Origin of the sequence: Streptomyces sp. NPDC001401 (assembly GCF_042895385.1) — a bacterium.
Lineage (GTDB): Bacteria > Actinomycetota > Actinomycetes > Streptomycetales > Streptomycetaceae > Streptomyces.
Map to the genome: position 1 here is coordinate 883,492 of NZ_JBIAWI010000001.1, position 13,881 is coordinate 897,372.

Annotated in this window: 7 protein-coding genes and 1 pseudogene; 6 read left to right on the plus strand and 2 right to left on the minus strand. The window is 72.8% G+C overall.

The features are described from left to right. Positions 1–29 precede the first annotated feature (29 nt). Positions 30–1,133, minus strand: a pseudogene (locus tag ACFY10_RS04140) (acyltransferase family protein); the annotation flags it as partial. Then, positions 1,130–3,511 carry a glycosyltransferase gene (locus ACFY10_RS04145; protein ID WP_390663481.1) on the minus strand — a complete coding sequence of 794 codons (2,382 nt, stop codon included), beginning with the start codon at positions 3,509–3,511 and terminating at the stop codon, positions 1,130–1,132. The gene ACFY10_RS04145 and the pseudogene ACFY10_RS04140, both read right to left, overlap by 4 nt. A 157-nt stretch (positions 3,512–3,668) precedes the next feature. Between ACFY10_RS04145 and ACFY10_RS04150 the strand changes: the two genes are divergently transcribed. The 6 genes from ACFY10_RS04150 to ACFY10_RS04175 all read left to right on the plus strand — a co-directional run bounded on the left by ACFY10_RS04150 (position 3,669) and on the right by ACFY10_RS04175 (position 13,821). After that, positions 3,669–5,126 (plus strand): acyl-CoA synthetase, encoded by a 1,458-nt coding sequence (locus ACFY10_RS04150; RefSeq protein WP_390663482.1) that lies wholly within the window; start codon positions 3,669–3,671, stop codon positions 5,124–5,126. Beyond that, on the plus strand, positions 5,119–6,558 hold the full coding sequence (locus tag ACFY10_RS04155) for a carboxyl transferase domain-containing protein (protein ID WP_390663483.1): 1,440 nt from the start codon (positions 5,119–5,121) through the stop codon (positions 6,556–6,558). Before ACFY10_RS04150 ends, ACFY10_RS04155 begins: the two co-directional genes overlap by 8 nt. 105 nt (positions 6,559–6,663) lie before the next feature. Further along, entirely contained in the window at positions 6,664–7,035 is a 372-nt protein-coding gene (locus ACFY10_RS04160; RefSeq protein WP_390664131.1) for a CU044_2847 family protein, read from the plus strand. Beyond that, positions 7,032–8,693, plus strand: coding sequence for a trypsin-like peptidase domain-containing protein (locus ACFY10_RS04165; protein ID WP_390663484.1), 1,662 nt, complete (start codon positions 7,032–7,034; stop codon positions 8,691–8,693). Before ACFY10_RS04160 ends, ACFY10_RS04165 begins: the two co-directional genes overlap by 4 nt. Before the next feature lie 33 nt (positions 8,694–8,726). Next, on the plus strand, positions 8,727–9,731 hold the full coding sequence (locus ACFY10_RS04170; RefSeq protein WP_390663485.1) for an AAA family ATPase: 1,005 nt from the start codon (positions 8,727–8,729) through the stop codon (positions 9,729–9,731). Continuing rightward, positions 9,721–13,821 (plus strand): SAV_2336 N-terminal domain-related protein, encoded by a 4,101-nt coding sequence (locus ACFY10_RS04175; protein WP_390663486.1) that lies wholly within the window; start codon positions 9,721–9,723, stop codon positions 13,819–13,821. The genes ACFY10_RS04170 and ACFY10_RS04175 overlap by 11 nt, the downstream gene beginning before the upstream one ends. Positions 13,822–13,881 lie beyond the last annotated feature (60 nt).

The following is a 13,881-nucleotide window of genomic DNA, read 5'->3' on the forward strand; positions in this document are numbered from 1 at the left end:
CCCGGGTACTCCACGGTCCAGTAGCTCACCGTCGCCACCAGCACCGATGCCGCGAGCACCAGCACCAGCACCATCGGGAAGCCCGCCTGGGTGCGTGGCAGGGCGCCGGAGTCGTACAGGAGCAGCATCACCGGCTCGTGCCAGATGTACAGGCTGAAGCTGACGAGGCCGACGGCGGTGAGCCAGTCGGCGCGCAGCAGGCCGTGCCAGCGGGGGCGCGCGGACGGGCGGATGTGGAGCGTGCAGTGGAGGAGGGCGAACCAGAGGAGCGCGGCCAGGGGGTGGTAGTACGTGTGCCAGATGTTCTCCGGTGAGGAGAAGTACGACAGCGCGTACAGGCCCGCGGCCGCTGCCGCCGCGATCACGCTCGCCGTCCGGGCGCCCATCCGGCCCCGGTCCCCCAGCGCCACGGACAGCACCGCCAGGCCCATGCCCGCCGCGAAGCCGCCGAAGCGGGCCTGGGGGCCGAAGTACACCGGCCAGTCGGTGTGCGGGATGCCGAGGCCGTGGTGGGCGACGGCGATCCAGGCCACCGGTGCCAGGTAGAGCACCGCGCAGCCCGTCGCGCACAGGGCCACCCGGGCACGGCGGGTGCGCAGGCGGCGGCAGGCCCGGATCGCCAGGGGGCCGACGGCGACGAGTGTGACGTAGAACGCGATCTCCAGGGAGAGGGACCAGGTCGGGCCCAGGGTGTAGAAGATGCGTTTCTGGTCGAAGACGTGCGTGAACGTGAGGTGTTCGAGCAGGTCGCGCCAGTCGCCGGGGAGGGCCGGGTTGCGCAGCGACCAGACCAGGAGGACCGCCAGGACGTACAGGGGCAGGATTCTTGTCGCCCGGCGGAACAGGAAGTCCCGGGCCGGGCGGGTGCGGTCCTCGCCGTCGATCGCCGCCCGGGCGTAGGAGAGGGTGAGCAGGTACGCCGACATCACGAAGAACAGGTCGATGACCTCCAGGGAGATCAGTGCGCCCAGGTAGGGGTTGTCGAACGGCGGGTGGGCGCCCTTCGTGTCGTAGACGTAGTACTGCTGCCAGACGTGGAAGACGACCGTGCTGATGGCCGCAAGGCCCCGGTAGCCCTGCAGTTCGAGGTTGCGGGGCCGCGAGACGGCGGCTGCTTTGGGTGGACTGGTCACTGCTGGGCCACCGCCTTCGCCGTCGCCGTCGCCGCTCGGGGTGTGACCCGCCAACGGCGGTCCCCCAGCAGCTCCTTGAGGTGCGACTGCCTGGCCACGATGTTCTTGAAGTGGGTGTAGAAGACGGTCGAGATCAGGGCGTGGCGCCAGAACCAGCCGCGCCTGCGCCGGAGTTCGGGCTCGGCGAGGCGGCCCGCGAAGGCCGTCTGGACCAGTCCGGCCGAGAGCGTGAAGCCGAAGGCGAGCAGGCAGGCCGGTGTGGCCCAGTGGATCCGGTCGGCGCCGCCCGCCCGCAGGACCGAGTGGAGGAGGATCGGGAGGATCTGGAGGGAGAGCCAGGGCTGGACCTCGCGCCAGCCCAACAGGACCACGAATCCCGTCTTCTGACGGAGCGTGAAGGACGGGTTGCGCAGTGCCTGCCACAGATGGCGCAGGGACACCTGCAGCCAGCCCTGCGCCCAGCGCGACCGCTGGTTCCAGAGTGGCTTGAGGCGGGTCGGCGCCAGCTCCCTCGAGATCAGCGTCCGGTCGCTGGCGATCCGCGCGCCCTCGTTCAACGCGCGTAGCGTCGAGTCGATGTCCTCCGTCAGCATGGAGCCGTGCATCCGGATGCGGGCCAGCAGATCGGTGCGCCAGAAGCCGTTGGAGCCGCCGAAGATGCCGAAGCCGTACAGCCGGGACCGTCCGGGGTGGCTGACGGCGTAGATCGCCTCGAACTCGGCGGCCACCTGCCTGGCCACCCAGGAGCTCTCGCCGTTGCGGATGACGCAGTGGCCCTGGACGACGTCGTAGCCGCCCGACAGCCAGTCCCAGGCGTGCCGGAAGGCGTGCGGCGCCGGGTGGTGGTCGGCGTCGAAGATGCCGACGAACTCGCCGCGCACGCGTGAGACGGCCGCGTTGACGTTCTGCGCCTTGGAGGTGGAGCCGGCCACCGGGAGCAGCACGAGCCGCGGGTCGCGGCGCGCGATCTCGCGCAGGGTGTCCTCGACGGGCAGCGGGTGCGGCGTGTTGTACGCGAGGACGATCTCCAGGTCGTTCGGGTAGTCGACGCGCAGGAACGACTCGACGGTGTCGACGATCGTCGCGGCCTCGTTCGGCAGATACGCGGCGATGACCGCACTCGCGGGCGGATACGGCTGCGCGGGCGCGGCGGGCCGGGCGGGCGCGTCGAGCGAGAAGAGGCATTCGAGGAGGATCAGCGTCGCCGACAGCACCAGCCCCGCCACCACGACCCAGTACACCGTGGACGCGATGTCCCAGCCGAGCACGGTGTACGCCTGCTCGTACAGGGCGAACGGCACTCCTACGCCGACCAGCAGCGCAAGCAGCGGGGACAGGGCCAGCAGCAGCGGTCGTACGACGGCCCTGGCGCGGCGGCGGTGGCTGGTCGCCCGCATCCACGGCTCGTAGCGGACGGGCCGCAGGTCGCGGTGGCGCAGCGCCTCGGCGACCGCGTCGGCGGCCCGATCGACCGCGCGGGCATCCGCGTCCGCCAGCGGAACCCAGCCGATCGCCGGAGTCAGCCGTACGTTCTCGTCGGCCACCACGAACCGAGTGCCGGCCACGGCGACCGCGAACTCCTGGAGCGCGCGGCGTGCGGTCTCCTCCTCCACGCCAGGCATGAGGACGAGCAGCCGCCCTTCCTCGTCCCGGCCGAGCCGGTCGCTGCCGTTGCCGAGCCGCTCCGCGACACCGGCGAGCCGTTCCGCGACCTCGCGGCGCACGCGCGGCCCGAAGCGTTCCTCCAGCGCCTCCGCCTCGGCCACGCCGACCACCGCAAGAACGCCGCCCTGGCGGCCGGGGCGGCTTCCGGGGCGGCGCAGTTCGCGGTCGAGTTCGTCGCGGAAGTGGGGCGCGGAGTAGAGGCCGGTGCGCGGGTCCTGGGGCAGCCGGTCGACGGGGACCGGGACGCGGTGGAGCTTGGCGGCGATACGGGCCGACAGTTCGACGGGGTCGGCCGCCTCGGCCAGGCAGTCGTCGGCGCCGCTGTGCAGCAGCCGGGCGACCCCGGCGGACTCGTGGCCGTCGGTGACCATGACGAGCGGGAGCGCCTGCCCCAGGGGGGCGGTGCGTATCTCCCGTACGACGTCGACGGCCTGTTCGACGCCGTTGCCGTCGAGGGCGACGATCGCGTCGGGCGGGGTCTGCGCGACCCGGCGGCCGATCTCGCCGGGGATCGCGTGGGTGACGGCGTAGCCGGTGGACTCGAGGGTGCGGATGAGGTTTTCGCGCCTGGGGCCGGGGGCGCCGACGGCCAGGACGTGGCCGACGTGCCCCTGGGGCGGCGCGTTGTCTGTGGTCGTCTCCTCTGTCGTATCTGCCGGAGGGCAGGCGAGAGCGTTCCGGGGTGCGGGTGAGCACCTCAGTTCGGAGTGCATGTGTAGGGTCCAATCCTGTTCGGATGTGGGGGGAGGACCTGGTTGTCTGTACGTGTGTTGTCCGTACGCATCCGTAGCCTCACCGAGCGCTGTGACATCACACCTGCAGCGGTGTAACACCTTCATTTCGTTTACGTGCACACGACAAGGAGATGGCGTGCTCCCTCTCTTCCCGGCCCTGGAGAGCCCGAGCGATCAGGTCGCCCTCCGGTTCGGCGACCGGTCCCTGACGTATGCCGAGCTCGCCACCGCGACCGGCGCCCTGGCGGCCCGGCTCCCGCGCGGCGGACGGGTGGCGATCTGGGCCACGCCCGCGCTGGAGACCGCGGTGGCCGTGGTGGCGGCACTGCAGGCGGGGGCGGCCGCGGTGCCGCTCAACCCGAAGTCGGGCGAGAAGGAACTCGGGCACATCCTGTCCGACAGCGCGCCGGCGGTGGTGCTGACGGCCCCCGGTGACGAACTTCCCCATCCCGTACGGGACTTGGTGCGCGTCGATGTAGATGTGGATGTGGACGTGACCGGCGCGGGAGGCCCCGCCCCCACCCCCTCCCTCGGCGAGGAGGACCCGGCGCTGATCGTCTACACCTCCGGCACCACCGGCCCGCCCAAGGGCGCCGTCCTCCCCCGCCGGGCGATCGCGACCACGCTGGACGCGCTAGCCGACGCCTGGCAGTGGACCGGTGACGACGTACTCGTGCACGGGCTGCCGCTGTTCCATGTGCACGGTCTGGTGCTGGGCATCCTGGGCCCGCTCCGGCGCGGCGGATCCGTCCGCCACCTGGGGCGGTTCAGCACGGAGGGCGTGGCGCGCGAGCTGAACGACGGCGCGACCATGCTGTTCGGCGTGCCGACGATGTACCACCGGATCGCCCAGGCGCTCGCAACGGAACCGGAGTTGGCGAAGGCCCTCGGCCGCGCGCGGCTGCTGGTCTCGGGTTCCGCCGCCCTCCCCGTCCACGACCACGAGCGCATCACGGCGGCGACCGGACGGCGGGTCGTCGAGCGCTACGGCATGACGGAGACCTTGATGAACACCAGCGTGCGGGCGGACGGCGAGCCGCGTGCGGGCACGGTGGGCGTGCCGCTGCCGGGCGTCGAGCTGCGGCTCGTGGAGGAGGACGGGTCGCCGATCACGTCGTACGACTCCGAGACCGTGGGCGAGATCCAGGTGCGCGGCCCGAACCTGTTCACCGGCTACCTCAACCGGCCCGACGCGACGGAGGCCGCCTTCACGGCCGACGGCTGGTTCCGCACCGGTGACATGGCGGTGCGGGACCCGGATGGCTACGTCCGGATCGTCGGTCGCAAGGCCACCGACCTGATCAAGAGCGGGGGTTACAAGATCGGGGCGGGTGAGATCGAGAACGCACTGCTGGAGCATGCGGGGGTGCGGGAAGCGGCGGTCACCGGGGAGCCGGACGAGGATCTGGGCGAGCGGATCGTGGCGTGGGTGGTGCCGACGGACCCCCAATCACCGCCGGGCGCCGAGGAGTTGGCGGACCATGTGGCCGCCCGCCTCGCCCCGCACAAGCGCCCGCGCGTGGTGCACTACCTCTCGACCCTCCCCCGCAACGACATGGGGAAGATCATGAAGCGGGCGCTGCACCGTGCCTGAGCAACGCCTCTCCGCCCGCGAGATCCTGGCACTGGTCACCGACCCTTCGACCTTCACCGAACTCCCCGCCCCCGCAAGGGAGTCCGGGCCCGACGGTCCCCTCGCCTGGCAGGGCTACGACGCCTCGCGCGCCCGCGCGGCCGAACGCACCGGCGAGACGGAGTCGGTCGTGTGCGGCACCGCGAGCGTCGAGGGAACCCGGGCGGTCCTGATCGCCTTCGAGTTCGGCTTCCTCGGCGGCTCGCTCGGCGAACGCACCGGCGACCGCCTGGAAGCGGCGTACACGCACGCCCGCGCCCACCGCCTCCCGGTCGTCCCGCTGGTGGCCACGGGCGGCAGCCGTATGCAGGAGGGCATGCTCGCCCTGACCCAACTCCAGCGCGTGGCCCGCCAGTCGGCACTCACCCGGGAGGCCGGCCTCCCCCAGATCGCCGTCCTCCGCGACCCGACGACCGGCGGCGGCTGGGCCACCCTCGGCGCAGGCGCCGACGTGATCCTCGCCCTCCCGGGCGCGCAGGTGGGCTTCGCGGGATCACGGGTACGACCGCCGGACGCGGACCCAACGGCGTACACGGCGGAGGCACAGGTGGCAGCGGGGTCGGCGGACGCGGTGGTGCCTGCGGGCGAACTGCGGGAGACGCTCGGGTTGTGGCTACGGCTGCTCACCGTCGTAGCTGCGGGCAGTCGTGCCGCTGGGGCGGCACGGGTGGGCGCAGCGGCACCCCGCAAGCGCGGGCAAGCGACACCTCCCCCGAGCCCCAACCCCGCTGAGCCCGCGCCCGTCCCCGCCGCCCTAGGCACCGGCACCCTCCCCGCCACCGGCTGGGACGCAGTCCAACATGCTCGCTCACCTCAACGCCCGTGCGCAGAGACGTACTTGGCGGCATACTTCACGCACCGTGTCGCCATCAACGGCGACCGCTCCGGCGGCACCGACACAGAGGGCATGCTCTGCGGCTTCGGCGACCACGCGGGACGGACCGTCGCGTACGCCGCCCAGACCGGCACCCCCACCCGCCCGGCGGGCTACCGCACAGCCGCCCGCCTGGTACGGCTGGCCGACCGCCTGGGCATCCCGGTGCTGACCCTGGTCGACACACCGGGCGCGGCCAACGACGCGGAGGCGGAGCGGCAGGGCGCGGGCGCCTCGATCGCGGAGCTGTTCGGCGCGGTGGCGGCCGCCCGCGTACCGGTCACCACGCTGGTGATCGGCGAGGGCGGCTCCGGCGGCGCGCTGGCGCTGGCGGCGCCGGGCAACACCTGGGCCACGCCGGACAGTTACTTCTCGGTGATCGCACCGGAGCTCGCGGCCGCGATCCTCAAGCGCCCGGCCGACCAGGTCGAGGCAACCGCCGACCAACTGCGCATCCGACCGCAGGACTTGGTGGAGCTGGGGGTGATCCGGGGCATCGCCGGCCCGGCGAACCCCTGACATGCCGGCCGGCACACCAAGCCGCAGAACCCGGGACATCACCAAGCACCGTCCGCAACAATGAAGTTCGGCGAGGTCACACAGCACGGGGGAGCGAGCGGCGCCATGGACGGGTTGATGGAGTTCAGGACCGAGGACGGTGCCCGGGTCGTCGTGGAGGGCGTGGAGAGCGAGTCCGGCGCCCGGCTCGTCTCCCGCGGCGGGGGTCCCGTCCAGGCCGCGCGGACCTTCGAGGGCGCCCTGGACGGTGTGCGGGCGGCGGCCGAGTCGGCGCTCAGGGTCTTCAGGGACGGCTCGCTCAAGCCCGACTCCGTGGAGCTCGAGTTCGGGGTGAAGCTCAGCGCGGAGACGGGCGCGGTGATCGCGAAGGGCGCGGCGGAGGGCCATCTGGTGGTGAAACTCCGCTGGTCGCCGGAGCCGTCCCGCCCGGATCCGGAACCGCCGCATCCGGCTCCCGCGGCCCCCGGCCAGTCATGAGCACAGCCGCCTGGCACGCCCGTATCGAGTGCGGGAACGAGGTCGGCGCGGGTTTCCTCGTCTCCGCGCGGCGGGTGCTGACGTGCGCCCATGTCGTCAGGCAGAGCGACGCGGCGGAGGTGACCGTGTCGTTCCCGCAGCGCAAGGAGCTCGGTGCGCTGTCCGCCACCGTGGCGGTACACGGCGGCTGGGAGGGCGCCGCGGCGGACCCCGGTGATCTGGCCGTACTGGAGCTGGACCGCGAAGTGCCGCTGGCCCCGGCCGTGTTCGCACCGCCGGGGACCGAGCACGGCGTCCCCTCGCCGCTGCTGGAGGCGTACGGCTTCCCGGTCGGGTACGACGAGGGCACGCTCGCCCAGTACCGTGCCGTGTCGAGCACGCTGATCGCCGACGAGTGGGTGCAGCTGGAGGCCGCGACGGCGCACGGGCAGCCGCTCGCCGCCGGGTTCAGCGGAGCGGCGGTGACCCTGGGGGACGGCAGGGTCGTCGGCATGGTCTCGGCGATCGCGGGCGCGAAGGACGTACGAGTGGGCCGGATGCTGCCCACCCAGGTGATGGCCCGCTACTGGCCCGAGCTGGGCGAGCTGGTCCCCGCGCCCGAGCACCGGCCGGACGCCATGAAGCGGCTGTACACGCTGGTGCGGCGGGCGGTGGCCGAAGGCACGGACTGCAACCCGGACCGGCTGTACGTCGACGCCGTGGGCCCGTTCGGGCCGCCGCTGCCCGAGGGCGGGTTCGGCTCGCTGTGGCACGCGACCGTGTATGTGCAGTGGGAGGTGCCCGACCCCGGGGCGGCCACCCGGCTCGCCGACCGGCTGGCGGAGCTGCTCGATGTCCCGGACGCCGTCGCCGCCGCGTCCGCGTGGTCCCCGATCCTCGTCGAGATCGACCACAGCGGCGCGGGCGCCGACCAGGTCACCGTGGAGGTGTCCGCGTACCGGGACGGCCGGAGGCGGCGGGTGGGGTCGCACCGGCTGCCGCGCACCGCAGTACGCGCCTATGTCCAGGAGCGCATCGACGAGGCGTTCACCCAGCTCGCCCCGGACGCGGACGAGCTGATCACGTTCGTCCTGCCCCGAGAGTGGCTCAACGAGCCGGTGGCGCAGTGGGAGTGCGGTGCCGACGACTCCACACCGCTGGGTTGCGCCTACCCTCTCGTCGTGATGGACCGGGCCCGGCACCACAGCGGTGGTCTGCGCCACCGGCTGGCGAAGAAGTGGCAGACGCTGGATGCCCGTCGCGGGGCGCGTCTGCACCGCGTCGAGTGCGGCACCCCGGAGCATCCGCCGAGCCTGCGCAAGCGGCTGCGCGACGACGACGCCGAGCTGGCCGGCTTCGGCTTCCCGCCCGCCACCGCACGGCACCACTTCGAGATCGGCCTCAACACCCCCGTCCCGGTGCTGCTGTGGCCGAGGACGGGCTGCGCCGACTCCCGGCACGACGCCCCGTGCACCGGTGCCGCGTTCCTCGACGAGCTCGCCGCCTCCGTCGCCGGTATACCGCCCGCCGAACTCCCGCACCATGTAAGGGCGTTGCGCGAGACCGCGGAGGCGGACGCCGAGCCGGAGCGGCACTGGGCGAAGGACGTACAGCTCCTCTGGGACGATCCGCGCTGCTTTCCCGAGCCCGCCGCCAGCCTCCGCTCCCCCGTCGACTGAGCCGCCCGCCACACCCTCACGGAGAGAAGTCCCATGCCCCTGTGGCCCGTCTACACCGGCACCAACGAGCCGCACGACGGCATCACCGAGCTGCCGCCACCCCCGCCCTGGCGGGCCTTCGACGGCGGACCGGTCCTCGGCCTGCCGGACGCGGGCGACGACGCCGCGGCCACCTCCCCGGACCGCACCCATCGCGCCGAGACGTACCGGGCCACGGAGCAGACTGTCCAGCTGGTCAACGCTGCCCTGTATCTGCGCCGCCCGCTCCTGGTCACCGGTCCGCCCGGCACGGGCAAGTCCTCGCTGGTCTACGCGGTCGCCCGCGAGCTGCGCCTCGGCCCGGTGCTGCGCTGGAACATCACCAGCCGCAGCACCCTGCACGACGCCCTCTACCAGTACGACCCGCTCTCCCGCCTGTACGCGGCCCGGCACACCACGACCCCGGAGACCGGCATCGAGGACCATCTGCGCCTGGGCCCCCTGGGCACCGCCCTCCTCCCCTACGCCCGCCCCCGCGCCCTGCTCATCGACGAGATCGACAAGAGCGACCTGGACCTGCCGAACGACCTGCTGAACGTGCTGGAGGAGGGCCAGTACGAGATCCCGGAGCTGGTCCGCACCGCCCGCAGCACCCCCGAGGCGGAGGTGCTGGTCGACGGCACCGACGAGCGCGTCCCCGTCCGGCGCGGCCGGGTCCGCTGCAAGGCGTTCCCCTTCGTCGTGCTCACCAGCAACGGCGAGCGCGAGTTCCCGCCCGCCTTCCTGCGCCGCTGCGTCACCCTGCGCCTGCGCCAGCCCGACGACAGCCGGCTCGCCGACATCGTCCGCGCCCACTTCGACGAGGAGCCCGACGCGGACGCGCAACGGCTGATCGGCCGGTTCCTGTCCCGGGTGGGCGGCGGCGACCTGGCCACCGACCAGCTCCTCAACGCGATCTACCTGGCCCGCTCCTCCGACCTGCCCGCCGAGAACCTCGACGAGCTCGCCGAGCAGCTCATGCCCTACCTCGGCGAGAGCCCGCAGAGCGATGCCTTCTGAGCCCTCCGGCGCCCCGGAACCCCTCGCCCGCCTGGCCGACGTACTGACCCAGGCGGCCGACGGCACCCGCCCGACCCCGCTCGAACTCGCCGAACTCCTGTGGCTGGCCGGCCACATGGAGCCTGCCGCCGAGCCCGGCCCACCCCCGACGCCGGAGCCTCCCGCCCCGGAAACCCGCCCCACCGAGACCGCAGAACCCCCGCCCCCACCACGACCACACCACCGCGACCCGGCCACCACCCCGCCGTCGCAGCCCCGCCGCGTCCCCCTGCACCTCCCCGGCCCCGGACCGGCGACGAGGCCGCACGCCGCCCTCCTGGCCCCCGCACCCCCGATGCTGCGCCACCCCCTGCCCCTGCAGCGCTCCCTGCGCCCCCTCAAGCGCCGTATCGACGCCCCCGTACGCCTCGAACTGGACGAGCAGGCCACCGCCGACCGCATCGCCCGCCTGGGCGCGGCCCCCGAATGGTGGCTGCCGGTCATGCGCCCCGCCCGGGAACGCTGGCTGCGCCTGAACCTGGTCTACGACGACGGGCCCACGATGCCGGTCTGGCGCCCCCTGATCCATGAACTGCACACGGCGCTGGCCCAGTCGGGCATCTTCCGCACGGTCGTCCTCCACCGCGCCGACCCCGACGGCACGGTCCGCCCCACCACCCCGATACCCACCGACGGCCGCACGGTCACCCTCCTGGTCAGCGACTGTATGGGCCCGCAGTGGCGGGAGGGTCCCGCGGGCAGCCGCTGGTACGGCATGCTGCGCCGCTGGGCCCGGCGGATGCCGCTGGCCGTCGTACAGCCACTGCCCGAGCACCTCTGGCCGGACACCGCCCTGCCGACGGCACCCGGACGGCTGTCCGCTCCGTACCCGGCGGCCCCCACCGCCGCGCTCGCCTTCACGCCGTACGACACGACGGTCGGCTCCGATGGGGACGGCGCCATCGCGCTCCCCGTGCTGGAACCGGGCCCGGAGTGGCTGGCGAACTGGGCGGCGCTGATCGCGACACCGGGAGGAACGGAACACCCCGCCTCGGCCGCGCTGCTGACCGGCCCCCTCCGGGGGGACTGTGACGACCGCACGGATGTCGCCCTCCTCTCCGCCGAGGACCTGGTGCTCCGGTTCCGGGCGACCGCCTCCACGGAGTCCTTCCGGCTGGCCGGGCACCTGGCCCTCGGCCGCCCCGACCTGTCGGTCATGCGGCTGGTCCACGCGGCCCTCGAACCGCGGCCGCGTCCCCAGCACCTCGCCGAGGTGATCCTGAGCGGCATGCTCACGGCACTCCCCAGCTCGCCCGGTTCGTACGCCTTCCGCCCCGGCGTGCGCGATCTGCTGCTGCGCGGCCTGCCCCGGACGGCCCGGGTGCGCACGGCCCAACTGCTCGCCCGGATGGGCGAGTTGATCGACGAGCAGGCCGGGTCGGCGCCCGGGAAGATCCCGGGCGCGGTGCCCGTGGCGAACGGGACACCGACGGCCGTGGACCACGAGCCGTTCGCGACGGTGAGTCCGGAGAGTGCACGGCAGCTGACCGGGGAGGGCAGGGCACAGTTCCCGGTCCCGGAAGGCCTCGGCAGCCGCTACCGGGTGATACGGCGGCTCAAGCCCGCCAAGTCCCTGTGGCTGGCGCAGGACACCGAGGAGAACCGTACGGTGGCGCTGCGCCTGCACGAGCCGGTCACGGATCCCGCCTGGCGCGAGGCGTTCCTCCGGGACGCGGGGCGGCTGCGGGACCTGCACCACCCCAATGTGGTCACCGTCCACGACTTCGGCATCGACGACGACGTTCCGTACATCGTCATGCAGCACTTGGACGGTCTCGCCCTGAACAGCCTTGCGGCGCCCAACGGTTACCGCCTGCCGACGCCGCTGACGGTGTCGATCGGGAGCCAGCTCGCCGACGCCCTATCGGCCATCCACACGGCAGGAATCACGCACGGCGCTCTCGGTATGTCCCGAGTGGTGCTCCTTTCCGACGGAACGGCGAAACTCAGCCTCTTCGAACCGGGGCAGACCTCGGGCCCGCCGGGACGTGCGGAGGATCTGCGGGCACTGTGCGAGCTGCTGCTGCAACTGGCCTCGGGCACGTCACGGCTGACGCCGCCCATCGAGCACAACTGGCTGGGACACGTGCCGTTCGCCGTGCAGGGGACGTACGCACGTGCCTTCAACATGCTGATGGCCCGGTCCCTGTGGACCCAGCAGCAGGGCCTGAAACTGCTCATGGATCCGGAGTTGCGGCCCAGCGCCCGGGAGGCGTACGAGCAGCGCTTCTACTACGTCCTGGGCCCGCTGAGCGTTGAGCTTCCGCACCGGTCTCCCGTTGTCGAGTTGAAGCCGGATGAAGGGGCCATGCTCGCCATGCTGTTGCTCAAGACCGGCCACACCGTGACCCACGACGACCTCAGGGCGGGCATCTGGAACCGCGGCGAAGAGCCGAAGGACGCCATGGCTGCCCTCGGCCGGATCGCGTCCCGGCTGCGGACGGTGCTGGGCCCCGGCGTACTGGCGACCCGCCCCGACGGCTACGCCGTGCACACCAGCGCGGACTACGTGGACCTGGTCCACTGCGACGAGTTGGTGTGGCGGGCCGACGTGCTGCGCACGGAGAACGCCCTCACCGAGGCGCACGAGGCGGTCACCGAAGCCCTGAGCCTGTGGCGCAGCGGCGATCCGCTGGCGGGTGTGCCCGGCCCCGCCGCCAGAACCGCCCGTACCCGCCTCCTCCAGCTCCGCCTCGGCCTGCACCGCACCCGCGCCGAACTCGACCTGGACCTGGGCGAGTTCGAGCGAGCAGCACACGACCTTGCCGAACTCGTCGACGCCCACCCGTCCCGCGAGGACTTCCGCCGCCTGTACCTGATCGCCCTGAAGCGCCAGGGCCGTATCGCCGAAGCCCTGGAGGTGTACGAGGAGTACCGGCTCTCCGGCGGCACCAACCCCGAACTGGTCCTCCTGGGACGGGAACTGCGCGAGGAGTTCGGCGAGACCCCCGACGACGCGCCGGAGCCGGAGTACGAGCCGGGCCCGGACCAGAACACCAGCTTCGGCCTCTTCGCCCCGGACGAGACACCGGAGGGCAGCTTCCACCCGGAGGAACTGCCTTCGCTGCTCTATCCCGACGAGGAGTCCACGCTCCGTACCGGCCATCCCGACGAGGAGTCCGCCGAGTCCTCGCCCGGCCGGGCGGCTTTCGCCGTCTTCGACCTCGCCGACGGCCCCGAGGACCAGGACTCCCTTCCGGCGCTGGGCCGTTGGGTGCTGCGGCTGCTCACGGCGAGCGGAGGACTGCAGGGGACGCGCTACGTGAGCATGCGCGAGAAGGGATACGCCGTGTCCCTGGATTCCAGTGCCGTACAGCCCCTTCTCCGCGCCACCTTGGGTCAGTTGGGGAACAGGCTCGTCGAACTGTTCGACGCTCGGCTGGCCATCAGCTTCCACACCGAAGAGGACGAAGAGCCCGACTGGGCGGCGGCCCGGCAGCTCCTGGACAGGGCCGGTGCGCCCGGCGTCATCACCGTGTCGCCCGCCCTCCGTGCCGAGCTGGGCGAGGCCTCCGACCCGGTGCCCGGCTGGCGGTACCTCCCCCATATGCCGAGCACGTCTCACGACGGCACCCTTCCCCCGTCTCCCGCGCTGGGCCCCTACCCCCTGCCCACCGCACAGCCCCTCCCCAAGCCCCACGGCATGACACGGAACGTCGTCTACGCCCTCCCCGGCGGCGAGCTGAGCCTCACCCGCACCCCGGAGGCCGAGAGCTACTACGAGGTCGACCTCACCATCCACCACGCCGCCCGCGAGGTCCCTCTGCCGAGCTTCGGAGGCGGCACCTTCGTCGCCTCCGTCGAACTGTCCTGGCACGTCGACGACCCGGTCGCCCACGTCCGCGGCGCGACGACGGACGTCCCCGAACGCCTCCTCGCCCACTTCACCGAGGAAGCGCGCCGCATCACCCGCCGCCACCCGGTCACCCGCGCCGGGGCGGCCCAGAGCGCCGTACGCAACGCACTGCACGACTGGCCGGTGCCGGGGCTTTCGGTGGCGTGCTCGATTCGGCTGACGGCGCTCGGCGAGACGCCAGGACCCCCGTACTGACGGGCATAAACCACAGAACGCCCATTCAGCTGCACCCCGACCGGCCCCCCACAAAAGGCG

What these genes read in the sequence shown, in the direction of transcription:
- ACFY10_RS04145 (WP_390663481.1), bottom strand. Translation starts at nt 3,511, where the DNA reads ATGCACTCCGAACTGAGGTGCTCACCCGCACCCCGGAACGCTCTCGCC.
- ACFY10_RS04160 (WP_390664131.1), top strand. Translation starts at nt 6,664, where the DNA reads ATGGACGGGTTGATGGAGTTCAGGACCGAGGACGGTGCCCGGGTCGTC.
- ACFY10_RS04165 (WP_390663484.1), top strand. Translation starts at nt 7,032, where the DNA reads ATGAGCACAGCCGCCTGGCACGCCCGTATCGAGTGCGGGAACGAGGTC.
- ACFY10_RS04170 (WP_390663485.1), top strand. Translation starts at nt 8,727, where the DNA reads ATGCCCCTGTGGCCCGTCTACACCGGCACCAACGAGCCGCACGACGGC.
- ACFY10_RS04175 (WP_390663486.1), top strand. Translation starts at nt 9,721, where the DNA reads ATGCCTTCTGAGCCCTCCGGCGCCCCGGAACCCCTCGCCCGCCTGGCC.